The following is a 23,279-nucleotide window of genomic DNA, read 5'->3' as shown; positions in this document are numbered from 1 at the left end:
CGACATAACGAGGCACCCCATGTCCCGCCAGATCATCAACACCGAAAACGCACCGGCCGCGATCGGTCCGTATTCGCAGGCCGTGCGTGCCGGCAACACCGTGTACTTCTCCGGCCAGATTCCGCTGGACCCGGCCACCGGCGACATCGTCGGTGCCGGTGATGTCGAAGCGCAGGCCCGCCGCGCCTTCGACAACCTCAAGGCAGTGGCCGAAGCCGCCGGCGGCTCGCTGGACAAGGTGGTCCGCCTGGGCCTGTACCTGACCGACCTGGCCGAATTCGCCAAGGTCAACGCGGTCATGCAGGACTACTTCCAGGCGCCGTTCCCGGCCCGCTCCACCATCGAAGTGTCCGGCCTGCCCAAGGGCGCCAACTTCGAGGTTGATGCGGTGATGGTCATCGACTGACCGCCACGTGGCACGCAGACCGGCGGTCACCCCGGCGCTGGCGCCGTCCGGCGAAGCTTCGCTGGCGGTGCTTGCCGGCGTGGGTCCGGCCGTGGCCGCCAAGCTGTCGGCGCGCGGCCTGTCCTCGTTGCAGGACCTGTGGCTGCACCTGCCGCTGCGGTATGAAGACCGCACCGCGCTGACCCGCATCCAGGACCTGCGCAACGGCGTGCCGGCGCAGGTGGAAGTCCGCGTGGTCGCGGTGGACCGCGGCATGCGCTTCCGCCCGACCCTGAAAGTGGCAGTGGAAGACGAAGGGCAGGGCACCCTGGTGCTGCGCTTCTTCCACTTCCGCCAGCAGCAGGTGGCCCAGTTCTCCGTGGGCACCCGCCTGCGCTGCTTCGGCACGCCCAAGCCGGGCCAGCTGGGGCTGGAAATCGTCCACCCGAGCTACCAGGTGCTCGGCCGTACCGATGACCCGGCGCTGGGCGACAGCCTGGACCCGGTCTATCCCGCAGTGGAAGGCATCGGCCCGGCCACGCTGCGCCGCCTGATCGGCCAGGCGCTGGACCGCCTGCCCGAAGAATCCAGCCTTGAACTGCTGCCGCCGGGCTGGCTCGATGGCCTGGCGTTGCCCTCGCTGCGCAGTGCCTTGCTGACCGTGCACCGCCCGCCACCCGACGCCAACCTGGCCGCGCTCGCTGCAGGCACGCATCCCGCACAGCGCCGGCTGGCGCTGGAAGAGCTGTTGGCCCACCACCTGAGCCTGCGCCGCCAACGCATTGCCCTGCAGGCGCACCATGCGCCACCGCTGGCCGGCCCGGGAAAACTGGCCAAGGCCCTGCTCAAGCAGCTGCCCTTTGCCCTGACCGCTGCGCAGAAACGTGTGTTCACCCAGATCCGCGAGGACCTGGCCCAGTCGCGCCCGATGCTGCGGCTGGTGCAGGGCGATGTCGGCTCGGGCAAGACTGTGGTGGCCGCGCTGGCGGCCATGCTGGCGGTGGAGCAGGGCAAGCAGGTCGCGCTGGCTGCCCCCACCGAACTGCTGGCCGAACAGCACCTCACCAACCTGCGCGGCTGGCTGGAACCGCTGGGCGTGCAGGTCGCCTGGCTGGCCGGCAAGGTCACCGGCAAGGCGCGCGCGAAGGTGCTCGAACAGGTCGCCAACGGGCAGGCCCAGGTGGTGGTGGGCACCCATGCGCTGATGCAGGAATCGGTGGTGTTCCACGACCTGGCGCTGGCCATCGTCGACGAGCAGCACCGGTTCGGCGTGCACCAGCGGCTTGCGCTGCGCGACAAGGGACCGGGCGGGCACAGCGTGCCGCACCAGCTGGTGATGACCGCCACGCCGATTCCGCGCACGCTGGCAATGTCCGAATACGCCGACCTGGACGTGTCGGCGATCGACGAACTACCGCCCGGGCGCACCCCGGTGCAGACCGTGGCCTTGAACAATGACCGCCGCCCGGAACTGATCGAGCGCATCGCGCTGGCCTGCCGCGAAGGCCGCCAGGTTTACTGGGTGTGCACCCTGATCGAAGAAAACGACGAGCTGGATGCCACTCCCGCGCAGGCCACGTTCGAATCGCTGCAGGCGTTGCTGCCGGGCGTGCGGGTGGGGCTGGTGCATGGCCGGCTGAAGGCCAGCGAGAAGCTGGCCACCATGGTCGCGTTCAAGGCCGGGCAGATCGACCTGCTGGTGGCCACCACGGTGATCGAAGTCGGCGTGGACGTGCCCAATGCCTCGTTGATGGTGATCGAGAACGCCGAACGCCTTGGCCTGGCCCAGCTGCACCAGCTGCGCGGACGGGTCGGGCGTGGTTCGGCGGTGTCGCGCTGCGTACTGCTGTACCAGGCGCGGCTGTCGGCGATGGCACGCGAGCGCCTGGAAACCATGCGGCAGACCAACGATGGCTTCGTGATCGCCGAAAAGGACCTGGAACTGCGCGGTCCGGGTGAGCTGCTGGGTACCCGCCAGACCGGCCTGGCTGGCTTCCGCATGGCCGACCTGGCCCGTGACGCGGATCTGCTGCCGGGCGTGCATGCGCTGGCTGAGCGTCTGCTGGCCGACGCCCCGCTGGTGGCCGACCGGGTCGTGGAGCGGTGGATTGGATCGGCGGTACGATACGCAGGAGCGTAACGACCAACGGTCGTTACCTACCGATCCACCGTGGTTGTGCCGCCGGTAGATCACGACCGTTGGTCGTGACCGGCTTCGGCGCCGGCCTTGTATTTGTCATCTGCGGGTGAGACATTCCGTTGCCGCTAGATAAAGACGGCACGCATGACCAAGAAGATTCCGCTGTTGATCGACACCGATCCGGGTGTCGATGACGCCCTGGCCCTGTTGATGGCCTTTGCCGACGAACGCCATGACGTGGTCGGCCTCACCATTGCCGCCGGCAATGTCGGCCTGGACCACACGGTCCGCAATGCGCTGAAACTGTGTGAAGTGGCCGGGCGTGAAGACGTGCCGGTGTTCGCCGGTACCCCCGAACCGCTGGTGCACCCGTCGGTGGATGCGGCCCACGTTCATGGCGCCGACGGCTTCGGCGACGTCAACCTGCCGGCCGCCAAGCGCCAGGCCGAAGCCGAACACGCCGCGCTGGCCATCCTGCGCCTGTCCCATGAGTACGCCGGTGAGCTGTTCCTGGTGGCCCTCGGCCCGCTGACCAACCTGGCCCTGGCGCTCAAGCTCGACCCGACCCTGCCGCAGCGCGTGAAGCGCTTCCTGGTCATGGGCGGGGCGGTCACCTGCCACGGCAACATCACCCCGGCGGCCGAGTTCAACATCGCCTTCGATCCCGAAGCGGCGCACGTGGTGTTCACCGGCTTCCCGCACATCGAAGTGGCCGACTGGGAAGCCACCGTCGCCCACGGCCTGCTGCACAAGGATGTCGAGCAGTGGCTGGCCTTCGACAGCGACAAGGCGCGCTTCTACGAGCTGATCTCGCGCCAGACCCGCCTGTGGTCCGAAGACAGCCGCGGCGAGCGCTGGTTCGCCGCCGACGCCCTCGCCATGGCCTGGGCGCTGCAGCCGGAAGGCGCGCTGCGGGTCGAATCGCGCCCGCTGAACATCGAACTGGCCGGGGCCCACAGCCGGGGTGCTACCATTGTCGACTGGAACCGCCAGACGGGGCAGCCGGACAACACCCAGCTGCTCCTGGCCTACGACCAGGGCCGCTTTGAGGCCCAGGTCCGGGCTGCGCTCGGCGTCGCCTGAAGCCGCTGCGGCGGCCCTTATACTGCGGATGACGGTCCCTGGCTTGCCCTTGACGGCAGCCGGGGCTATAATGCCGCTCTTGCGTTTTCCTTACCCTTTTTACGGTGTGCCCCATGAAGGACGATATCCATCCGACCTACCGTGACGTCATCTTTCAGGACGTCACCTCCGATTTCAAAATCCTGACCCGCTCGACCATGGCCACCAAGGAAACGGCGACCTGGGAAGACGGCAAGGAATACCCGCTCGTCAAGATCGAAATCTCCTCTGCTTCGCACCCGTTCTACACGGGCAAGCACAAGGTGATCGACACCAGCGGCCGTATCGACAAGTTCCAGAAGCGTTTCGGCAAGCCGGCGGCGCCGTCTGCTGCCTGAGCTGTCGACACTGCTGCATGAAAACAACGGTCGCCTCGGCGGCCGTTGTTTTTTTATGCCTGCGGCAAAGCCTGCTGGCGGATGAACGACGGTTCATAAATTCCCCCGCCGCGCGGAACGCAGTGTCCATTCCAGCCCGCCTGGCGCTTGCCGGTGCTTGTGCGGCAAGGGCGAGCGGGGTGTGCGTCTACGACTTCCGTCCTAGGGCGTGGCAAATGTTGCTGTGCGATAATGACGTGATCCACAGCACAGGCTGTGGACTTACTTTCACGTGCCTGCCCCACGCGCTTGGGTGGGCGCCTTCCCCTTGAGGAGCGCACACAGTGTCCGATCTTGATCAGGTCACGCTGAATGCCGGCGATAAGTCGGTTGTTCTGCCTGTCATCAAACCCACGCTCGGCAACGATTGCGTCGATATTTCGAAGCTGACCAAGGAAACCGGTCTCTTCACCTACGACTCCGGCTTCACCGCCACCGCCAGCTGCAAGTCCGCCATCACCTACATCGACGGTGACAAGGGCGTGCTGCTGTATCGCGGCTACCCCATCGAGCAGCTGTCGGAAAAGTCCAGCTACGTCGAAGTGGCTTACCTGCTGATCAACGGCGAGCGTCCGAGCGCCGAGCAGCTGAAGGCCTTCACCGATGAGCTGGCTGCCGAAGCCAACGTCGATGCCTCGATCAATGCCCTGATCGCCAGCTTCGACAAGGATGCCCACCCGATGGCCATCCTGACCGCTGCCATCGCGCAGCTGTCGGCGAAGTACCACGCCTCGCTGGACCTGTCCGACGCCGAACAGCGCCGCCAGTCCGCCGTCCGCCTGATCGCCAAGGTGCCGACCCTGTCGGCGCTGATCTACCGCCACGGCAAGGGCCTGCCGGCCAACACGCCGGACACCTCGCTGGATTACGTCAGCCGCTTCCTGAAGCAGACCTTCGAGTCGGCCGATGGCCAGTACGAGCTGAACCCGGACGTGGTCAAGGCGCTGGACCTGCTCTTCATCCTGCATGCCGACCACGAGCAGAACGCCTCCACCTCGACGGTGCGCCTGGTCGGTTCGACCGGTGCCAACCCGTATGCGTCGGTCGCCGCTGGCGTCACCGCGCTGTGGGGTCCGGCCCACGGCGGTGCCAACGAAGCCGTGCTGAAGATGCTGGAAGAAATCGGTTCGGCGGACAACGTTGAATCGGCCGTGCTCAAGGCCAAGGACAAGACCTCGGGCTTCCGCCTGATGGGCTTCGGCCACCGCGTGTACAAGAACTTCGACCCGCGCGCGAAGGTCATCGGCGAGATGACCGGCAAGGTGCTCAAGCAGCTGGGCGTGCAGGATCCGCTGCTGGACGTTGCCGTGAAGCTGGAACAGGCCGCGCTGCAGGACGACTACTTCGTTGCCCGCAAGCTGTACCCGAACGTCGATTTCTACAGCGGCATCATCTACAAGGCGCTGCAGATCCCGACCGAAATGTTCACTGTCATGTTCGCCCTGGGCCGCACCTCCGGCTGGGTCGCGCACTGGCTCGAACAGCAGGTTGACCCGGAAATGAAGATCGGCCGCCCGCGACAGGTCTACACCGGTAGCGACGTGCGTGACTACCAGGGCTGATCAGCTCCCGTAGTGCGTGAAAAGACGCCTCCGCAAGGGGGCGTTTTTTTTGGGTTCAACAGCGTTCAAGCAGGAGCTTTCAAGCAACAGCCGTCGTGTGCAGGATGCTGCGCGCAGGGCCGGCGGTGGTGGGGGTACGGGGGGCGCCGTGAATCCATCCCTGGAGGCTCTTGCGAAACATCCATGTTTCGCAAAGCCCCCGTACCCCCACCACCGCCGACCCTCTGACAGTCGGCCGGTGACCACGGGAAAAGCAAAAATCACGTCGCCGGCCCTGCGCGCAGCATCCTGCAAACGACGGCTTTGGCTTTGGCTTTAGCTCTGGCTTCAGCGTTGCGCCTTTCGCTTTCAGCTTCCGGCAATACCACGCCGTGCCGCGGCGAGCATAAGGCAGCAACGCGCAACATGCGCACGCGCGCGGGTCGGAATGCTTGCGTTGCTTCCGGTTCGCGCGCGCTGTCGCAGAACGTGCGCGTGCGTGGCGGGTTTAAGAATGGTTGCGTGGGGAGACGTCGCGCACAGAACTAACGTGATCGTGTCGCCGACACTGCACAGCGCAGTGTGGGTGATCGCCTCGAACGAGGCGTTTTTCAATCATGGGAGAGAACCACATGTACCGCACCCTGAAGCAGGCCGCGTTGGGCCTGGCGATCTTTACCGCCGCACTGTCCGCCCACGCCGTTGAAGCGCACATCACCGTCTGGGCGAACGTCGACCCGACCCTGTCGCTGCTCCGGGCCGATGGCAGCGCGCTTCCCGCTGACGTCGAGATGCCGTACCGCGCCGGGCAGGGACTGAGCAGCTGGAGCGAACGCGTGCGCGTGTTCTCCAACGACACCAGCCTGGATGTCGATGTGCGCCTGGCCGAACCGGCCGTGCTGATGCCCAAGGTGACCGCTGCCGGTGCGGTCGACATCCCGCTCTCGGTTACCCTCAACGGCCGCGAGCTTGGCCTGGCCCCGATCGCGTTCACCGCAGACCAGCTGTTCCAGGGCGCGATTCCCGGTGCCTCCATCGAAATGCCGCTGACCGTGGCCCAGGCCGCGCCCGGTCCCATCACCGCCGCCGGCCTCTACGACGGCCCGGTCAGCCTGGTCCTGGTGCAGAAGGCCAGCAGCCTCTAAGCCATTGCGCGGACGCCGGCCCTGCGGGGCCGGCGTTCCTGCGCCCCTGCCATGCGCATTCCTGCTCCCGCCCTTGTCCGGCTGGCGGTGGCGCTTGTCCTGGTGCTGGCCTGCGTGGCCGTCCAGGCAAGCCCGGTGCCGGCCGGTTTCGAAGATCTTGTCAGTGGCCAGCGCGAGCGCGTGGAAGTGCGCGCGTTCGGCCGTTCCGCCGGCCTCTGGCCGGCCTGGGTGACGCTGGAGCACGTCCAGCTGGAACAGCCCGCGCAGGTGTTGGCCGCGCTGGGCATGACCACCTCCGCGCAGCAGGCACTGCTGCCGGCGCTGTCCCTGCCGCTGCCGCGCAACAGCCACCTGGCCTGCGTCCATGGCCAGCCACAGCCGGGCTGCGGCTGGCGCCCCCCGTCCGAGGATCCGACCCACATGCATGCCATCTTTGACGAAGGCAACGGCGCGCTGCTGCTGTTTCCCGCATTGCGCTGGCTGCCGCGCGCATCGCCCGGTGCCGACGGGCTGCATGCGCCCAGCGAGCACGCCGAAAATGCGTTGCTGCACCAGCAGACGCTCGCGCTCAGTGGCAGTGGCAGCCAGTACGCCCTCAACGCGCATGGCAGCGCCACGCTGGGCGTCCTGCGCGCCGGCCATGTCGGCGGCAACTGGAACTACGCGCGCCACGCCTGGCCCGGCCAGCGCGCCCGTACGCACTTCCAGTTCGACGATCTGTACTACCGGCATGACCTGGCCCGGCGCCACTACCTGCAGGTCGGGCGCATGGACCGGCGCAACCTTGCCAGCACCCAGGGCGGACAGTTCGGCTTCGGCATGTTGCCGCTTGACCGCTTCGACGGCGTTCGCGCCGGTACCACCCAGGCCTACGTCGATGCCGTCGCCGATACCGGCGCCGCGCCCCTGACCGTGCTGCTGTCGCGGCAGGCGCGCGTGGATGCCTACGACGGCGAGCGACTGCTGCAGACGTTCTACCTGCCCGCTGGCGTCACCGACCTCGATACCCGCCGGTTTCCACCGGGCAGCTATGACGTGACCCTGCGCATCCACGAAGACGGGCGCCTGCTGCGGACCGAGACACTGCCGTTTGCCCGCACCCAGGACTGGGGCGAACCGGGCCTGCAATGGTTCGTGCAGGGCGGGCGAAGCCGCGCCCGCGATGTCCGCGTGGACGCCGGCGACCGCGTCCTGCAGGCCGGCCTGCGCATGCCACTTGCCCGCCAGCTTGGCATGAGCCTGGGCGTGGCACGCGTGGCCGAGGCCAGCCACGCCGAACTGCGTACTGGAGTCCGACATCGCCTGGGCAGGCACGACCTGCACGCCGAAGTCGGCGCCCTGGTCGGCAGCGACGGCAGGCGTGGCAGCCAGCAACAGCTCAGTGTGCGCAACACCGTTTCCTGGAACCTGTACCGGCAGCGCCTGCGCGGCAGCCGTTGTCGCGTGGACTGCGCTGATTCCCTCAGCGCATCGCTGACCGTTCCGTTGTCCGGCGGCAGTCTTTACCTGGGACACAGCCGCAGGCGCACGCAGGTACCTGGCCGCTGGCCCGGTGGCAGCGCCCGCAGCCTGCAGGCCGCCTACGGTCTTACCCGGCAGTGGCGCAGCGTCAGCATCGGCACCCGTCTGGGCGCGTGGCGTCAGACCGGGAGCATCTCCGACCAGGGCCTGCAGCTCTCGGTCACGCTCTCGCGGTTGCAGCACGCCGCGGGCGCCAGCCAGCTGCGCCGCATCGGTGCCGAAGCACGGCGCACGCAGTCCGGTGATGCCGGTCAGCGCCTGCTGCTCGCGCAGTCCTGGCGCCGCGAACAGGACGCGACCGCGCGCGAGGTGGCCACCGAGGTCAGCGTGCAGGACGCCGCCGACGTCGGTGCGCTGCTGGCGCTGCGCACCGCCACGCCGCTTGGCCAGACCAGTGCCGTGCTGTCGCACCACCGGCAGGCGCATGCCAGCGAAACCGGGTACAGCCTCAGCCATGGATCGGCGCTGGCGCTGTCGCCGCGCGGTGTGTTCTGGGGCGGCGCGCCCGGTGCCGACGCGGGCGTGGCCGTCAGCGTCGAGGATGCCGCTGCCAGCGGGTTCGACGGCGCGGCCGCCGAGGTAAAAGCCGGGGCCAGCCGCCGCCAGGTGCTGCGCTCCGGTCAACGCCGCCTGCTGCCGTTGAGCGGCTATCAGCGGCATCAGGTGGAGGTCCAGGATGCGCCCGGGCACGCACACGACGCCAGCGTGCGGGTGACCCATCCCGGCCCTGCCCAGCAGCCCTTCCTGTTGCCAGGCAGGGTGATCGCATTGCCGGTGGGCGTGGAAGCCACCTTCACCTATATCGGCAGCGCCGTGGACAAGGCCGGTGCCGCGCTGGCCGGTGCGCGCATCCTCAATGCGGCGGTTCCCCGGCTCGGGGCCGACGGCGGGTTCATCGCCGAATTCCCGCAGCGCGAAGCGGTCCTGTACCTGCTGCAGGCAGGTCGCTTGCTGCACTGCCCGCTGCGGGTGCGCGAGCAGCGCAGCGTGGTGCTGCTGGTAGGGCAGGTGGCGTGCACGCCCCTGGCGCGCGACGCGCTGCCCGCCCGCATCGCCCTCCAGCCGCGTGTGCAGCAGTTGCTGAAGGATGCAGCGCCGATCGCGCAGGAGGGGCGATGGAGCGGACCCTGATGCGCGCCGTCATGCTCGTACCGGCCTTGTGGGTCGCCCAACCCGCGGCGGCGCAGCGGCCCCCGGTCACCACGCCGGCCGCAGGCACCACCGTGACCACGCTGAACCACGCCTTCGACCGTGCCGCGCCGCAGCCCCTGCCGTTATGGGCGCCGCGCACCGTGCTCGGGTTCGACGAGGTGGTGCACGGCCATGGCCGCCTGCATGTCACCTGCACCGACGACCCCGCGCGCGGGCGCTGCCCGCGCAGCGACACCGGCGAAGGACCGACCGGGCGCCAGCCGATCCTGCTGGAGTTCCACGAACCGCGCAGCGGCCAGCGCCGCGACATCGGGGTCAGCGGATGGATGGAACGGGTCGAGTGGGAGCGCAGCTGCAGCGACGACTACTGGGATAAATCCGAGTACCCGCTGTGGACATCGGCAACCCGGGAGTGTCACGTCGCCCCGGCCGGCACCGCCGCGACGTTGCAGGTGGCGGCATCGGACATCGGCGCGCTGGTGGCGGGGCGCTGGCGGGCCGAGCTGCACCTGGACGTGCGCGGTGGCGTGGGCGGCGCGGTACTCGGCCGGCACGTATTCGTGCTGGAGGTCACGGTGACCGATACCGAGCGGGCGGCCATCCACCTGCCCGAGCACGGCGGCTCTGCCGCGCCGATGGACCTGCAGTTGCAGTTGCGGGCCGTACCACCGCCGGCCAGCGTCGGCGGCGAGGCCGTGCTGGACATGTGCCTGTACGACGGGCTGGGTTCCCACAGCAGCCAGCTGGTGCTGGTGGCGCGCGATCGCGGCCCAGACGTGCCGGGGCGGCCACGCGATGCCTTTTCGGTGTGGCACCACGCGGGCGGCCGCGCGCCGCACGAGCGCATCGATTACCGCCTGCAACTGCTGCATGCGGGCACCACGATCGACCTGCACCGGGAGGCGCACACGGTGCTGGCCGGCATCCACAACGCCCCACTGCGGCCGGTACTGCTGCCCGGCATGGACCAGCCCGTGCACTGCGTGCCGACCCCGCTCAGCTTCATCACGCCCCGGGTGCCAGCGGCCGAAAAGCGCGACGGACGCTACCAGGGCGATCTCACGCTTGAAATGCGCCTGCCCACCCGACGCCCCTGACGCCGACCGAGACTTCCATGCGCCTGCATCGCCTTTCCCTGCTGCTGTTGCTGCTTCCCGCCCTGCCGTTGTCGGCCAGCCTGGACGTACACCCCATGCGTGTCCACGTCGACGCGGGCAGCACCACCAGCATCCGCGTGCAGGCGCAGTCGCCGCGAACCCAGTACGTCAGGGCCACGGTCAAGCGCGTGGTTGCCCCCGCCACCGAAGACGAAAGCGAAGTGGATGAGCCGACCGGCGACGCCGCGGCGATCGCCGTGACGCCGGGCATGTTCGCGCTCGCCGGCGGTGGCAGCCGGCTGGTTCGGGTGATCGCCCTGGCCCCGGTCAAGGAAGAAACCGCGTTCCGGGTGTACTTCGAAGGGGTGCGCGGAGAGGACCCGGAGGCGCGCCCCGATGCCCTGGAGACCCCCGCTGCCACCCTTGGGGTCAGCCTGGTATGGGGCGTGCTGGTCAACGTGCTGCCTGCCGATGGACGGGTGGCGATGCAGGTTGCCGGGGGCCGCCTGCATAACCACGGCACGCTCCGGCTGGGCATCCGCCGGGTCGAGCACTGCGTTGCAGCCGCCTGCATCACCCACGACATCGAACGCAGCGTCTACCCGGGCGCCACGCTGGCGTTGCCCTTCGAGCCGGTGCCCGGCGCGCGGCTGCGCGTGGATTACCGGCTCAGCCGCGACGGCTACCGCGAACACCAGCAGATCCTGCTGCCTTGAGAGGAAACACCATGCATGTTCTCTACCGATCCTTGTTGTTGATGGTGCCTGGCACCGCGTTTGCGACCGCGTTGCCGCCGCCGGGCGAGGCGGATCCGGCACCTCGCGAACAGAGCATGTCCAAGACGACGCACAGCGTGGCCTTCGCCAGCGGGCTCGGCGTCGGCGTGGGCGTGGCCGGCGTGTTCGGCCGCGACCAGGTCCGCGACCGCCTGGTGTACTGCGAAGCGCCTGTGGTGCCGCCGGGGGAGATTCCTATCGCACCGCCGGGGTGGGCCGATGCGCTGTGGAAGGTCAATCACAACCATGAGCGGATCGCGCGCAACCGGCTGGACATCGACCTGCTGCGCGACGGCGTGCAGGGCGTCAGCGCCGACCTCAGCGACGTGGTGCGTTTCGACAAGGACGCCATCGTGCACCTGCGCGGCTCGCGCCTGGTGGCGCTGGGCGCCGGCGAGGTCAGCGCCAGCAGCGCACACGCGGTCAACGGCGCGCAGCTGTTTGCCGCCGAAGCGCGGGTGGCTGCACTGGAATATGTGCAACGGTATTTCAAGGTCGGATCGGACGAACTGAGCCTGCCCGCGCATGCCGGGTTCCTGGCCACCGCGATGGGCGCCGATGCGCGCGCCGTTGCCAGCGGCTCCACGGCGTACGGCAGCTACGCCACGGCATTGGGCAACAACTCGGTGGCGCTGGGCCGTGCAGCGATCGTCCTGGAAGGGGCCGCAGACGGTTTCGCGCTCGGCACGCGCTCGCGCGTGTTGGCCGAGAACGGCATGGCGCTCGGCGGCTCCACCCAGGTGTGGGCCGACGCCCATGACAGCGTGGCGCTGGGCTTTGGCTCGATCGTGCAGCGCCCCTGGGAGGTCTCGGTGGGCGGGCAGGGCCTGCGCCGACGCATCACCAACGTCCTGCCGGGCATCGCCGCCGATGACGTGGTGTCGCTGCGGCAGCTGTCGGACATGGCCAGCGTGCTCGGCACCAGCGTCAATGCCGAAGGCGGCGTGCGCGGCATGCGTTTCGCGGTGCAGGGCAAGTGGCACGGCACCGTGGCCGGAGCGCTGGATGCGCTGGATTACGCGGTAAGCGCGGCACACCGGGCGCTGGACGACATGGGCGAGCAGGTCGACGCGCTCGCGGCGCAGGAAGGTGCCAGTCTGCCCTCCAGCGTGGCCGATGCCGCCGAGTCGATCACGGCGTCGGCGGACACGACCCACGCCGCAGGCCCGCAGGCCGCTGCCACCGGGACCGCCGTCGCGGCCGACGCGCATGCGGTCGAGCCGGCCGCTGCGACACCGCCGTCGGCAGCGCCACTGCCGCCGGTCGACACCCGCGCCGTGGACGACGCGGTGCAGCGCGCCAACGCGTACACCGATCAGGCCCTGGCGGGCATCGACCGCCGCTTCGACCGCCTCGACCAGCGCATGAATCGCATGGCGGCGATGAGCAGTGCGCAGGCCGCCATGGCCATGAACACTGCGGGCCTGCCCACCTGGAACCGGCTGGGCGCGGGCGTCGGCCATGCCGACGGCGAATCGGCCCTGGCGGTGGGTTACCAGCGCGTACTGGACCGTCGCGCCACCACCAGCGTCAGTCTCAGTGGCGCCTTCAGCCAAGGCGGCGAAAGCAGCGTGGCGATGGGCGTGGGCATCGGCTGGTAGATCCCGCGCGGCGCGTGCTCAGGGGCCGTCCAGATAGCCCCTGATCTCGTCCTCGGCCAGCAGGCTGCGCAGCTGCGCGGCCGAGGCCCGTCGCATCGGTTTCTCGTCGATGCTCGACAGCGGCGGCTGGCGCAGCGCGTCGTAGGGCAGCACCGCCACGTCGAAGGTCAGCCCTTCGGCGGAGAACACCCACACCGGCACGTCCATCGTGCGTTCGCGGTCCAGGCGAAGGCGGCGCATTCGCGACTCGGCCGGGATGCGGTGTTCTTCCAGGAACCGCTGCACGGCATCGGCGTCGTCGCTGTGCAGCTGCAGCTGCACCGGACTGTTGGCGTCGGCGGTGCCGTCCAGCACCGGTCCGCACAGGCGTGGTGCGAAGCCGTGCAGGAATTCCAGCGCACGCAGGCCGGCCTCGCGGCGTTGTCGCAGCTGCGTGCCATGCCCGGGGCCGGCGAACAGGCGCTGGTACTCGCGCAGGGCGTCTTCGATCTCGGTATTGCGCGGCAGCGAGGCATCATCGTGGATGCCCAGTCGCCCGGCCGCTTTCAGCTTGGCCTGGTGGTAATCGCGGATTCCGCCTTCGGCCATCAACCGCGCCGCCTCGTGTGCAAGCCGGTGGCGGCGTTCGCGGGTCTGGCTCTCGGCATGCTGACGGGCCCGATGCATGAGCGATTCTCCCCTTGTACGACCTGCCCCGACTTTACACCCACGTTGTGACGATCAGGACACGCACGGCGTGTCCCTACGCAACCCCAACATCGCTCGACCCCGGATCGTAGTGACACGCCATGCGTGTCAACGCCATGCCGAACGAAGCCGCAGATCAGAAAATATCGAACGCCGCGTCGTCGGCCTGCGGGGTCTGGGTGTTGAAGTCGTACTCGGCCAGCTTCTCCATGTCCTCGACCTTGACCCACTCGGTAGCGCCGTTGAGCGTGGCCTGGACCATCCCGGTCGGCGGCTCGTTCTGCGCGATCGGCGTGTCCTTCAACGCCACCCGCATGTAGTCGATCCAGATCGGCAGCGCGGCGCGGCCGCCGTACTCGCGGTAGCCCAGCGAACGGAAATCGTCGCGGCCCACCCATACGGTGGTGGCGTACGGGCCGCCGAAGCCGGAGAACCACGCATCGCGGTGGTCATTGGTGGAGCCGGTCTTGCCGCCCACGTCCTCGCGACCGAGCACCTTGGCCGCCGTGCCGGTGCCGCGCTGGACCACGTCGCGCATCATCGAGACCAGTTGGTAGGCGGTGCGCGCATCGATCGCTCGCGGCGCGGTGCGCGCATTCGGGTCTACCGGCGCGGCCGGCTCCGCCGCCTGCTGCGGCTTGGCCGGGCCGGCCGGCGCAGGTGCGGCAGCGGCACCGAAGTTGAAACCGTCCACTACCTGGCTCACCGGCGCCCCGCCACTGGTGCCCACGCATTCGCGGCAGGCCCGGGCCGGGTTTTCCTTGAACACCAGGTTGCCGTCGCGGTCGCTGACCTGGTCGATCAGCCAGGTGTCCACGCGCGAGCCGCCGTTGGCGAACACGGCATAGCCGCGCGCCACCGACAGCGGGGTCAGCGAAGCGGTACCCAGCGACATCGACAGGTTCGGCGGCAGCTCGGCTTCGGCAAAGCCGAATTCGCTGATGTACTTGCGCGCGTACTCCACGCCCATGCCGTCAAGCAGGCGCACCGACACCAGGTTGCGCGACTGCACCAGCGCTTCGCGCAGGCGCATCGGGCCACGGAAGCCGCCGCCGTCGTTCTGCGGCTGCCAGGTCTTGCCGCGGCGGTCGCGGAACACCACCGGCGCATCGAGCACGATCGAGGCCGGGTTGAAGCCCTTGTCGAAGGCGGCGGCGTAGATGAACGGCTTGAAGCTCGAACCCGGCTGGCGACGCGCCTGGGTGGCGCGGTTGAACTTGTTGCCGGAGAAGCTGAAACCGCCCACCAGGGCCTTCAGCGCACCGGTTTGAGCATCCAGCGATACCAGCGCGGACTGGCCGCGCGGGATCTGGTCCAGCAACCACTCGCCTTCCTTCTCGCCGGCGCGCACGCGGACGATGTCACCGCGCTGGACCAGCTTGGCCGGGCTCTTGCCGGTCCACTTGGCGGCCGAGGCGGGCAGCACCACCTCGGTACGGTTGGCCAGCACCACCGTGGCGCTGCCATCGGCGCCGGTGCCGGCCACGATGGCCGGCAACAGCCCGGACTGGCCATTGATACCGCGCAGGTGCGCGGCCAGTGCGGCCGCATCATCGCCCGCGCCCAGCGCCACCTGCTGCTCCACCCCGTGCCAGCCGTGGCGGTGGTCGTAGGCCAGCAGGCCGTCGCGCACGGCCAGGTTGGCGGCGGTCTGCATCTCGGCATTGATGGTGGTGGTGACGTGGTAGCCCTTGTTGAGCACGTCGCCGCCGAAGCGGGCGATCATCTCCTGGCGGACCAGTTCGGCCACGTAGGGGGCCTCGACCTGCAGCGGGGGCTCATGCGCGCTGGCGTGCATCGGCACGGCCTTGGCGGCGTCGGCCTCGGCCTGGCTGATGAAGCCCAGGTTGGCCATGCGCTGCAGCACGTAATAGTCGCGGCGCTCGCGGGCGCGCTCGGGGTTGCTGATCGGGTTGCCGCTGGAGGGGAACTTGGGGATGCCGGCCAGCGAGGCCATCTCGTCCAGGCTCAGCTCGCCCAGCTTCTTGCCGTAGTAGAACTCGGCCGCCGCAGCCACGCCGTAGGCGCGGTTGCCGAAGAAGCTCTTGTTGAGGTACAGCTCGAAGATCTCGTCCTTGCTCAGTTCCTGCTCGATCTTGCGCGCCAGCAGGATCTCGGCCAGCTTGCGGGTGTAGCTGTACTCGGAGCTGAGGAAGAACTGGCGGGCCACCTGCTGGGTGATGGTCGACCCACCCGGGACCCGCTTGTCGTTGGTGGTGGCCAGCAGCCAGACCGCGCGGCCGATGCCCTTGTAGTCCACGCCCCCGTGTTCATAGAAGCGGGCGTCCTCGGTGGCCAGGAAGGCCTGCTTCAGGCGCTCGGGGACCTCCTTCATGGTGATCGGGGTGCGCCGGGACTCGCCGAACACCGCCATGAGCTTGCCATCGGCCGCATAGACGTACATGGGCTCCTGCATCTCGATGTCGCGCAGGGTCTGGACGTCGGGAAGACGGGAGGAAATGGCGTAGTACAGGCCCCCGGCGACCGCGGCGCCGATCAGTGCCAGGACCAGGAAGGCGACCAGCAACCAGCGCAGCCAGCGGCGAAGGCGAGTCATCAGTGTCAGATTCCGATTGCGAATTTCGTGGCCGCAGAGTATAGATTACGCAAGGGAACGGCTGGGGTTGTTCCCGGGGAGAGCATTTCGGTCACCGTCAGGGGACGGGTGAAACGTGTCGTAAGTACACGTTTTGCACGTTGATGGTTGCGAATTGCAAAAAAAACGTTATTAATGCGCGGGCGCAAGTTTTGCGTCCAAGTGCCCGTCGGCAGGGGAGAAACCGTGGGGCTTATCCCAAAAAGCCAGTCGCCGCTTATTGGCGTCGACATCAGCTCGACTGCAGTAAAGCTCTTGCAGCTTTCCCGCAGTGGCAATCGTTTCCGCGTGGAACATTACGCTGTGGAACCACTACCGCCGAATGCGGTGGTGGAAAAGAACATCGTGGAAGTGGAAGCCGTGGGTGAGGCCATCCGCCGCGCGGTGAACCGTTCAGGCACCAAGGCCCGGCATGCCGCCGCCGCCGTGGCCGGCTCTGCGGTCATCACCAAGCTCATCCCGATGCCCGCTGACCTGGACGAGAACGACATGGAAGCCCAGGTCGAGCTCGAAGCGGTCAACTACATCCCGTACCCGATCGAGGAAGTGAACCTCGATTTCGAGGTGCTGGGTGCGATTCCCAACAACCCGGAAATGGTCCAGGTGCTGTTGGCGGCGTCGCGGTCGGAGAACGTGGAGCTGCGCCAATCGGCGCTGGAGCTCGGTGGCCTGACCGCCCGGGTGATGGACGTGGAGGCCTTCGCGGTCGAAAACGCCTTCGCGCTGGTGGCCAGTGAACTGCCGATTGCCAGCGATGGCGTGGTCGCGCTGGTCGACATCGGTGCCACCATGACCACCCTGAACGTTCTTCGTGGCGGGCGCAGCCTGTACAGCCGCGAACAGGTGTTCGGTGGCAAGCAGCTGACCGACGAGGTCATGCGCCGCTACGGCCTGACCTACGAGGAAGCGGGCCTGGCCAAGCGCCAGGGTGGGTTGCCGGAAAGCTACGAGATGGAAGTGCTCGAGCCGTTCAAGGAAGCCACGGTCCAGCAGATCAGCCGCCTGCTGCAGTTCTTCTATGCAGGCAGTGAGTTCAACCGGGTCGACCACATCGTGCTGGCCGGCGGTTGCGCGGCGCTGGCCGGTCTGCCGGAGATGGTGGAGGAACAGCTGGGCGTGGCCACCGTGGTGGCCAATCCGCTGGCGCAGATGACGCTGGGTCCGAAGGTGCAGGCGCATGCCCTGGCCCAGGACGCCCCGGCGCTGATGATTGCCACCGGTCTGGCGCTGAGGAGCTTCGACTGATGGCAAGAATCAATCTATTGCCCTGGCGCGCCGAGCGGCGCAAGCAACGCCAGCGCGAGTTCATGACCATGCTCGGCTTTGCGGCTATCGCAGGCGTGGTGCTGTCGGCGCTGATCTGGTTCTACTACGACCGCCAGCTCAGTGGCCAGGAGGACCGCAACGAGTTCCTCACGGCCGAGATCGCGCGGGTCAAGGAGCAGAACAAGGAAATCGACCGCCTGGATCGCCAGAAGGACCGCCTGCTGGCGCGCAAGAAGGTGATCGAACAGCTGCAGGCCAAGCGCTCGCAGATGGTGCACCTGTTCGATGCGCTGGTCCGGACCATCCCTGACGGGCTGGTGCTGACCGCGTTGAAGCAGGAAGGCGACATCCTCACCCTGGAAGGGCGCACCCAGTCCAACGCCCGGGTCAGCGCCTACATGCGCAACCTGGAAAGCTCGGGCTGGATGACCAAGCCGGAACTGTCGGTGATCGAAGCCAGGAAGCCGGAAGAAGAGAAGGACAAGCCGATCGGCCCTGTCTCGGACATTTCCGCGCTGCCGTACGTGTTCGTGGTCAAGGTGACGCTGCCCGCGCAGAGCGAAGCGGTCGACGGCATCGCGCCGGATGGCACCGTGGAGGCACCGGGCGCCGACCCGAATGCCGCGCCTGCCGCTGCCCCCGCCGTGGCCCCGCTCGCGCCGGCGCCGGCAGGAACTGCCGCACCGGCACCTGCGCCGGGCACTGCTCCGGCACCGGCCGTTGACCCGGCTGCACCGGCGCCTTCGGGCAGCCGTATCGTTCCCGCCCCGGCAACGCAACCGGCGGCGTCCAGCACGCCGCAGAAGGGGGCCGCATGAGCCAGAAGAAAGTCAACCTGAAGGACCTGGACTTCAACAACATCGGGAGCTGGCCGCAGCAGGCGAAGATCGTCTTCTGCGCCCTGTTGACCGTGCTGATCGTGGTGCTCTCGTGGTTCCTGCTGATCAGTGGCAAGAGCGACGAACTGGCATCGCTGGAGCAGACCGAAGTCTCGCTGCGCGCCGATTTCGAGAAAGAGCAGGGCCGCGCGGTCAACCTGGAGCCGCTCAAGCAGCAGCTGGCCCAGATGGAGCAGGTGCTGCAGCAGATGCTGCGCCAGCTGCCCAGCAAGACCGAAATGCCGGACCTGATCATCGACATCTCGCAGACCGCGCTGTCCAGCGGCCTGGTCAACGAGCTGTTCCAGCCCGGTGAGGAAGTGCCCAAGGAGTTCTACGCCGAAAAGCCGATCGCCCTGCGCATGGTGGGCAGCTACCACCAGTTCGGTGCGTTCGTCAGCGGCGTGGCTTCGCTGCCGCGCGTGGTCATCCTGACCATGCACGACATCAACCTCAAGCCCAAGGACCCCAAGACCGGCATCACCGCGCGCAGCGGCGCGCTGGAACTGTCGGGCACGGTCAAGACCTACCGTTACCTGGACGACGTGGAAATGGAAGCGCAGGAGAAAGCGGCCGCACAGGCAGCAGGCCCGAACGGAGGCAAGCCATGAACCTGGCCAGCACCGCACGGGTATGTGGCCTGCTGATGCTGGTCCTGTTGGCGGGCTGCGCGCGCAGCATCTCCAGCACGCCCGGTGACGCGCCCAACCTGGAAAAGTGGGTCGCCGACGTGCGCGCCCGCCCGGCACCGCCGCTCGAACCGCTGCCTGTCATGCAGCAGTTCGAGACCTTCGAGTACTCCGCGCAGGGGATGCGTGATCCGTTCACCGACGCCTGGGCCAACCCCCAGGCCGGCGGCTCGGGCCTGCGCCCGGATCCGAACCGTCGCAAGGAGCCGCTGGAAGCCTTCCCGCTGGACTCCCTGGACATGGTCGGTTCGATCGGCAAGGGCAGCGCACTGGTCGCGCTGGTGATGGCGCCGGACAAGGTCACCTATCGGGTGCGTCCGGCCGTCTACATGGGGCAGAGCGACGGCCGCGTGACCGGGGTCTTCGAAGACCGGATCGAACTGATTGAACTGGTGCCGGATGGCGCGGGCGGCTGGCTGGAACGGCCTGCATCGCTTGCGCTTGAAGATCAATGAATGATTATGGGGATAGCACGATGACCTTTTCCAACGCCATGCTGCAGCGTCCCGACCGGCGCCCGAAGCTGATCCACCTGTGCGCGCTGGGAGTCGCGCTCATGGTGGCCAATGGCACCCTGATGGCGGCCACGCCGGCAGCTGCAGCCACGACCCAGGGGGTCGGCCCCGCGCCGGCCGCCGCACCGGCCTCGCTGGCGGTGTCCAAGATCGATTTCAAGCGCGGTGAAGACGGCAGCGGCCGGCTGATCCTGCAGTTCGATGGAAAGGGCGCCAATCCGGACCTGCGCAGCCAGGGCAACAGCGTCGTGATCGACGTGGGCAACGCGACCCTGCCGGCGAACCTGCAGAAGTCGATCAACGTGGTCGACTTCGCCACGCCGGTGCAGCGCATCGATCCCAAGCCGTATGGCGGTGGCACCCAGCTGGTGCTGGACACCAACACGGCCTTCGAGTCGCTGGCCTACCAGACCGGCAACGAGTACGTGGTCGAGATCAGCGCCCGCAAGAGCGCCCCGGCCACCGGTGCGATCAACGCCACCACGGTGACCCAGGCGGCCACCGCGGTCGCGCAGCGTGGCTACAGCGGCAAGCCGGTGACCTTCAACTTCCAGGACGTGCCGGTGCGCACCGTGCTGCAGTTGATCGCCGAGGAGTCCAACCTGAACATCGTGGCCTCCGACACCGTCGAAGGCAACGTCACCCTGCGCCTGGTCAACGTGCCGTGGGACCAGGCACTGGACATCGTGCTGCGGGCCAAGGGCCTGGACAAGCGTCGTGACGGCGGCGTGGTGTGGGTGGCCCCGCAGCCGGAGCTGGCCAAGTTCGAGCAGGAGAAGGAAGACGCCCGCATCGCGATCGAGAACCGCCAGGACCTGATCACCGATTACGTCCAGATCAACTACCACAACGCCGCGCAGATCTTCAAAGCGCTGACCGAGGCCAAGGGTATCGGCGGCAGCGGTGGTGGCGGTGGCAGCGGTGGCGGTTCCGGCGGCAGCTCGCAGGAAGACAGCGGCTTCCTGTCCTCGCGTGGCCGTCTGGTGGCCGACGAGCGCACCAACACGCTGATGATCAGCGACATCCCGAAGAAGGTCGCGCGCATGCGCGAGCTGATCAACGTGATCGACCGCCCGGTCGACCAGGTGCTGATCGAGAGCCGCATCGTGATCGCCACCGATACCTTCGCGCGTGAACTGGGTGCCAAGTTCGGCATCACCGGCAGCCGCGACAACGTGTACTTCAGTGGCAACACCAGCACCAACCACGAAAACGTCACCAGCGACGGCGAGAACGCGACCGAGTACCAGGAAGCGCTCAACGAGTGGGCTGCCGGTGGCGGTACCGGTCCGATCCCGGTGCGTCCGCCCCGTACCATCAACACCGGTGGCCTGAACTGGAACCTGCCGGTGGCCGCGGCCAGCAACCCGGGTTCGCTGGCACTGTCGATCCTCAACGCCGGCTACCTGCTGGACGTGGAGCTGTCGGCGATGCAGCAGGAATCGCGCGGTGAAGTGATCTCCAACCCGCGCGTGGTCACCACCAACCAGCGCGAAGCGGTGATCAAGCAGGGTAAGGAAATCGGCTACGTCACCATCACCGGCGGCACTGGTGGCCAGGCGGCGACGCCCAACGTGCAGTTCAAGGAAGTGCTGCTCGAACTGAAGGTCACCCCGACCATCACCAACGACAACCGCGTGTTCCTGAACATGGCGGTCAAGAAGGATGAAGTCGAAAGCTACATCGTGCTGGAAGGTTACGGCCAGGTTCCCTCGATCAACCGCCGCGAAGTCAACACCGCCGTGCTGGTCGATGATGGCCAGACCGTGGTGATCGGTGGCGTGTACGAGTTCACCGACCGCAACAGCGTCAACAAGGTGCCGTTCCTGGGCGACGTGCCCTTCCTGGGCAACCTGTTCAAGAAGCGCAGCCGCAACAAGGACAAGGCCGAACTGCTGGTCTTCGTCACCCCGAAGGTGCTGCGCGTGGCCAAGACCAACTGAGTCGCTGATCCAGCACACGGTGGTAAGCAAGGATCCGGTGCCCGCAAGGGCGCCGGATCTTTTTTTGGCTGTTCGTTCCCCGGGAGCGGTTCAGGGCAGGGCAAGGGCGCCGCGCTATCCTGCCCCATGGCCCAGGCACACTGCTCCGGTTGCACCGCGCAATGCTGCCGGCTTACTGCCGTGCTGGCGCCGTCGGAGTGCGTCCCTTCGAATCTGACCACCGAGATTGCCGATGGCGTGCTGGCCATGGCCAAAAGCCCTGACGGCTGGTGCGTGGCGCTCGACCGCGAAACGATGTCCTGCGGCATCTACGCGGAACGGCCGATGGTCTGCAGGCGCTTTGAAATGGCCGGCCCCTACTGCAGCGCCATCTTCGACGGTGCAGGACGGGCGTAGCCGCGTTCAGGCAATCTTGATCCCGCAGCCCCGCCAGCCCTGCCATCATGTGCGCGGAACCTTACGCGTGTTGCGTGGGTCAGATGGACGCCATGAACCTGCCACCCCCCATGCCCGCAATCGACCCCGCGCCCTTCGTTGACACCCCCGAACACGACCGCCTGCATGCCGCCTTCCGCGCGCTGCGGGACTCGCTCGCGGCCGAGATCGTCGGCCAGGACGCGCTGGTCGAGCGCCTGCTGACCGCACTGCTGGCCGATGGCCACCTGTTGGTGGAAGGCGCCCCCGGGCTGGCCAAGACCACCGCCATCCGCGCACTGGCTGCGCGCCTGGAGGCCGACTTCTCGCGGGTGCAGTTCACCCCGGACCTGCTGCCCGCCGACCTGACCGGCACCGAGATCTGGCGGCCGCAGGAAGGGCGCTTCGAATTCGTGCCCGGTCCGATCTTCCACCCCATCCTGCTGGCCGACGAGATCAACCGGGCCCCGGCCAAGGTGCAGTCGGCGCTGCTGGAGGCCATGGGCGAGCGCCAGGTCACCGTGGGCCGGCATACCTATGCGCTGCCGGCGCTGTTCCTGGTGATGGCCACCCAGAACCCGATCGAGCAGGAGGGCACCTTCCCGTTGCCCGAAGCCCAGCTGGACAGGTTCCTGATGCACGTGCGGATCGGCTATCCCGACTCCAACGCCGAAGCCGAGATCCTGCGCCTGGCCCGCGAGCGCGCGCGTGATGCGCTCGGCACCGCGCCGGCGGCACCGGCCCGCATGCCGCTGGACGACGTGTTCGCCGCCCGCCGCGCGGTGCTGTCGCTGCACATGGCGCCGGCGCTGGAGCGCTACCTGATTGAACTGGTGCTGGCCACCCGCGACCCGGGCCGCTATGACCCGGCGCTGGCAAAGCGCATCGCCTGGGGCGCCAGCCCGCGCGGCTCGATCGCGCTGGAGCGCTGCGCGCGGGCACGCGCCTGGCTGGCCGGACGCGACTTCGTGACCCCCGAGGACGTGCGCAGCGTCGCCCCCGACGTGCTGCGCCACCGCGTGCTGCCCAGCTATGAAGCCACCGCCGAAGGCTGGGATGGCGAGCGGCTGGTGGCCGAGCTGCTGGCCCGCATCCCGGTGCCTTGAGATCCGCATGACTGCCCCGGATGACACTGCTGCCGATGCGCTGGCGGGCAACGGCGTGCAGCCGACCCTGGCCGAACTGGTCGCCTTGCGGCGCAGCGCGCACCGGCTGGCACCGGCGCGACGCGGGCGGCTGGCGCATGCCGGGCAGGCGCCCTCGCCAATGCGCGGGCGCGGCATGGAGTACGCAGAGTCGCGCGAGTACGTCGCCGGCGATGATGCGCGACACATCGACTGGCGGGTGACGGCGCGCACCGGGCGCGCGCATACCAAGCTGTTCCAGGCCGAACGCGACCGCCAGACACTGCTGGTGGCCGACACCGACCCGGTG

20 protein-coding genes are annotated in these 23,279 nt (G+C 68.1%); 18 read left to right on the top strand and 2 right to left on the bottom strand.

Features of this window, described 5'->3' with window-relative positions:
* Positions 1-19: 19 nt before the first annotated feature.
* The 10 genes from ACQG3P_RS16895 (at position 20) to ACQG3P_RS16850 (ending at position 12,857) form a co-directional block, all read left to right on the top strand.
* Positions 20-406: a RidA family protein gene (locus ACQG3P_RS16895; RefSeq protein ID WP_068853882.1), complete on the top strand. Its 387-nt coding sequence runs from the start codon at positions 20-22 to the stop codon at positions 404-406.
* A 7-nt stretch (positions 407-413) separates the two neighbouring features.
* The gene (gene recG, locus ACQG3P_RS16890; RefSeq protein WP_426805697.1) at positions 414-2,525 is read left to right on the top strand and encodes an ATP-dependent DNA helicase RecG; all 2,112 of its coding nucleotides are present in this window, start codon (positions 414-416) and stop codon (positions 2,523-2,525) included.
* A gap of 144 nt (positions 2,526-2,669) precedes the next feature.
* The gene (locus ACQG3P_RS16885; protein WP_426805696.1) at positions 2,670-3,608 is read left to right on the top strand and encodes a nucleoside hydrolase; all 939 of its coding nucleotides are present in this window, start codon (positions 2,670-2,672) and stop codon (positions 3,606-3,608) included.
* Between the two features lie 113 nt (positions 3,609-3,721).
* Positions 3,722-3,985, top strand: coding sequence for a type B 50S ribosomal protein L31 (locus ACQG3P_RS16880; RefSeq protein WP_210130977.1), 264 nt, complete (start codon positions 3,722-3,724; stop codon positions 3,983-3,985).
* Positions 3,986-4,308: 323 nt separating this feature from the next.
* The gene (locus ACQG3P_RS16875) at positions 4,309-5,586 is read left to right on the top strand and encodes a citrate synthase (protein WP_068853878.1); all 1,278 of its coding nucleotides are present in this window, start codon (positions 4,309-4,311) and stop codon (positions 5,584-5,586) included.
* A gap of 611 nt (positions 5,587-6,197) precedes the next feature.
* Entirely contained in the window at positions 6,198-6,710 is a 513-nt protein-coding gene (locus ACQG3P_RS16870; RefSeq protein WP_068853877.1) for a CS1 type fimbrial major subunit, read from the top strand.
* Positions 6,711-6,761: 51 nt separating this feature from the next.
* On the top strand, positions 6,762-9,362 hold the full coding sequence (locus ACQG3P_RS16865; RefSeq protein ID WP_426805695.1) for a CS1-pili formation C-terminal domain-containing protein: 2,601 nt from the start codon (positions 6,762-6,764) through the stop codon (positions 9,360-9,362).
* Complete coding sequence (locus ACQG3P_RS16860; protein WP_426805694.1) at positions 9,347-10,480, top strand: CfaE/CblD family pilus tip adhesin; 1,134 nt, start codon at positions 9,347-9,349, stop codon at positions 10,478-10,480. Before ACQG3P_RS16865 ends, ACQG3P_RS16860 begins: the two co-directional genes overlap by 16 nt.
* 17 nt (positions 10,481-10,497) lie before the next feature.
* Positions 10,498-11,196: a pilus assembly protein gene (locus ACQG3P_RS16855; RefSeq protein ID WP_426805693.1), complete on the top strand. Its 699-nt coding sequence runs from the start codon at positions 10,498-10,500 to the stop codon at positions 11,194-11,196.
* 11 nt (positions 11,197-11,207) lie between these two features.
* Positions 11,208-12,857 (top strand): YadA-like family protein, encoded by a 1,650-nt coding sequence (locus tag ACQG3P_RS16850; protein ID WP_426805692.1) that lies wholly within the window; start codon positions 11,208-11,210, stop codon positions 12,855-12,857.
* A gap of 18 nt (positions 12,858-12,875) precedes the next feature.
* On the opposite strand, the gene ACQG3P_RS16845 is transcribed toward ACQG3P_RS16850, so the two are convergent.
* Together ACQG3P_RS16845 and ACQG3P_RS16840 are read right to left on the bottom strand one after the other, a co-directional pair.
* A complete protein-coding gene (locus ACQG3P_RS16845; protein ID WP_068853874.1) occupies positions 12,876-13,523 on the bottom strand; it encodes a hypothetical protein in 648 nt (215 codons plus the stop codon).
* 157 nt (positions 13,524-13,680) lie between these two features.
* A complete protein-coding gene (locus ACQG3P_RS16840; protein WP_095363596.1) occupies positions 13,681-16,101 on the bottom strand; it encodes a penicillin-binding protein 1A in 2,421 nt (806 codons plus the stop codon).
* 225 nt (positions 16,102-16,326) lie between these two features.
* Between ACQG3P_RS16840 and ACQG3P_RS16835 the strand changes: the two genes are divergently transcribed.
* The 8 genes from ACQG3P_RS16835 to ACQG3P_RS16800 all read left to right on the top strand — a co-directional run.
* Positions 16,327-17,385: a pilus assembly protein PilM gene (locus ACQG3P_RS16835; RefSeq protein ID WP_038686523.1), complete on the top strand. Its 1,059-nt coding sequence runs from the start codon at positions 16,327-16,329 to the stop codon at positions 17,383-17,385.
* Positions 17,385-18,224: a PilN domain-containing protein gene (locus ACQG3P_RS16830; RefSeq protein ID WP_426805691.1), complete on the top strand. Its 840-nt coding sequence runs from the start codon at positions 17,385-17,387 to the stop codon at positions 18,222-18,224. The genes ACQG3P_RS16835 and ACQG3P_RS16830 overlap by 1 nt, the downstream gene beginning before the upstream one ends.
* Positions 18,221-18,895 carry a type 4a pilus biogenesis protein PilO gene (locus ACQG3P_RS16825; RefSeq protein WP_068853871.1) on the top strand — a complete coding sequence of 225 codons (675 nt, stop codon included), beginning with the start codon at positions 18,221-18,223 and terminating at the stop codon, positions 18,893-18,895. The genes ACQG3P_RS16830 and ACQG3P_RS16825 overlap by 4 nt, the downstream gene beginning before the upstream one ends.
* Positions 18,896-18,930: 35 nt before the next feature.
* Positions 18,931-19,428, top strand: coding sequence for a pilus assembly protein PilP (locus tag ACQG3P_RS16820; protein WP_237334367.1), 498 nt, complete (start codon positions 18,931-18,933; stop codon positions 19,426-19,428).
* A gap of 20 nt (positions 19,429-19,448) precedes the next feature.
* Positions 19,449-21,431: a type IV pilus secretin PilQ family protein gene (locus ACQG3P_RS16815; RefSeq protein WP_320457638.1), complete on the top strand. Its 1,983-nt coding sequence runs from the start codon at positions 19,449-19,451 to the stop codon at positions 21,429-21,431.
* Positions 21,432-21,557: 126 nt separating this feature from the next.
* Positions 21,558-21,827: a YkgJ family cysteine cluster protein gene (locus tag ACQG3P_RS16810; RefSeq protein WP_320457637.1), complete on the top strand. Its 270-nt coding sequence runs from the start codon at positions 21,558-21,560 to the stop codon at positions 21,825-21,827.
* Between the two features lie 92 nt (positions 21,828-21,919).
* Entirely contained in the window at positions 21,920-22,951 is a 1,032-nt protein-coding gene (locus tag ACQG3P_RS16805) for an AAA family ATPase (protein ID WP_426805690.1), read from the top strand.
* A gap of 7 nt (positions 22,952-22,958) precedes the next feature.
* On the top strand, positions 22,959-23,279 hold a 321-nt coding region (locus tag ACQG3P_RS16800), incomplete at its 3' end, for a DUF58 domain-containing protein (RefSeq protein ID WP_426805689.1).

Source organism: Stenotrophomonas sp. SrG (genome assembly GCF_050031795.1).
GTDB lineage: Bacteria > Pseudomonadota > Gammaproteobacteria > Xanthomonadales > Xanthomonadaceae > Stenotrophomonas > Stenotrophomonas rhizophila_A.
This window is presented reverse-complemented; position numbering and strand designations above follow the sequence as displayed.

What these genes read in the sequence shown, in the direction of transcription:
- ACQG3P_RS16895 (WP_068853882.1), top strand. Translation starts at nt 20, where the DNA reads ATGTCCCGCCAGATCATCAACACCGAAAACGCACCGGCCGCGATCGGT.
- ACQG3P_RS16885 (WP_426805696.1), top strand. Translation starts at nt 2,670, where the DNA reads ATGACCAAGAAGATTCCGCTGTTGATCGACACCGATCCGGGTGTCGAT.
- ACQG3P_RS16880 (WP_210130977.1), top strand. Translation starts at nt 3,722, where the DNA reads ATGAAGGACGATATCCATCCGACCTACCGTGACGTCATCTTTCAGGAC.
- ACQG3P_RS16870 (WP_068853877.1), top strand. Translation starts at nt 6,198, where the DNA reads ATGTACCGCACCCTGAAGCAGGCCGCGTTGGGCCTGGCGATCTTTACC.
- ACQG3P_RS16865 (WP_426805695.1), top strand. Translation starts at nt 6,762, where the DNA reads ATGCGCATTCCTGCTCCCGCCCTTGTCCGGCTGGCGGTGGCGCTTGTC.
- ACQG3P_RS16860 (WP_426805694.1), top strand. Translation starts at nt 9,347, where the DNA reads ATGGAGCGGACCCTGATGCGCGCCGTCATGCTCGTACCGGCCTTGTGG.
- ACQG3P_RS16855 (WP_426805693.1), top strand. Translation starts at nt 10,498, where the DNA reads ATGCGCCTGCATCGCCTTTCCCTGCTGCTGTTGCTGCTTCCCGCCCTG.
- ACQG3P_RS16850 (WP_426805692.1), top strand. Translation starts at nt 11,208, where the DNA reads ATGCATGTTCTCTACCGATCCTTGTTGTTGATGGTGCCTGGCACCGCG.
- ACQG3P_RS16845 (WP_068853874.1), bottom strand. Translation starts at nt 13,523, where the DNA reads ATGCATCGGGCCCGTCAGCATGCCGAGAGCCAGACCCGCGAACGCCGC.
- ACQG3P_RS16840 (WP_095363596.1), bottom strand. Translation starts at nt 16,101, where the DNA reads ATGACTCGCCTTCGCCGCTGGCTGCGCTGGTTGCTGGTCGCCTTCCTG.
- ACQG3P_RS16830 (WP_426805691.1), top strand. Translation starts at nt 17,385, where the DNA reads ATGGCAAGAATCAATCTATTGCCCTGGCGCGCCGAGCGGCGCAAGCAA.
- ACQG3P_RS16825 (WP_068853871.1), top strand. Translation starts at nt 18,221, where the DNA reads ATGAGCCAGAAGAAAGTCAACCTGAAGGACCTGGACTTCAACAACATC.
- ACQG3P_RS16820 (WP_237334367.1), top strand. Translation starts at nt 18,931, where the DNA reads ATGCTGGTCCTGTTGGCGGGCTGCGCGCGCAGCATCTCCAGCACGCCC.
- ACQG3P_RS16815 (WP_320457638.1), top strand. Translation starts at nt 19,449, where the DNA reads ATGACCTTTTCCAACGCCATGCTGCAGCGTCCCGACCGGCGCCCGAAG.
- ACQG3P_RS16810 (WP_320457637.1), top strand. Translation starts at nt 21,558, where the DNA reads ATGGCCCAGGCACACTGCTCCGGTTGCACCGCGCAATGCTGCCGGCTT.
- ACQG3P_RS16805 (WP_426805690.1), top strand. Translation starts at nt 21,920, where the DNA reads ATGAACCTGCCACCCCCCATGCCCGCAATCGACCCCGCGCCCTTCGTT.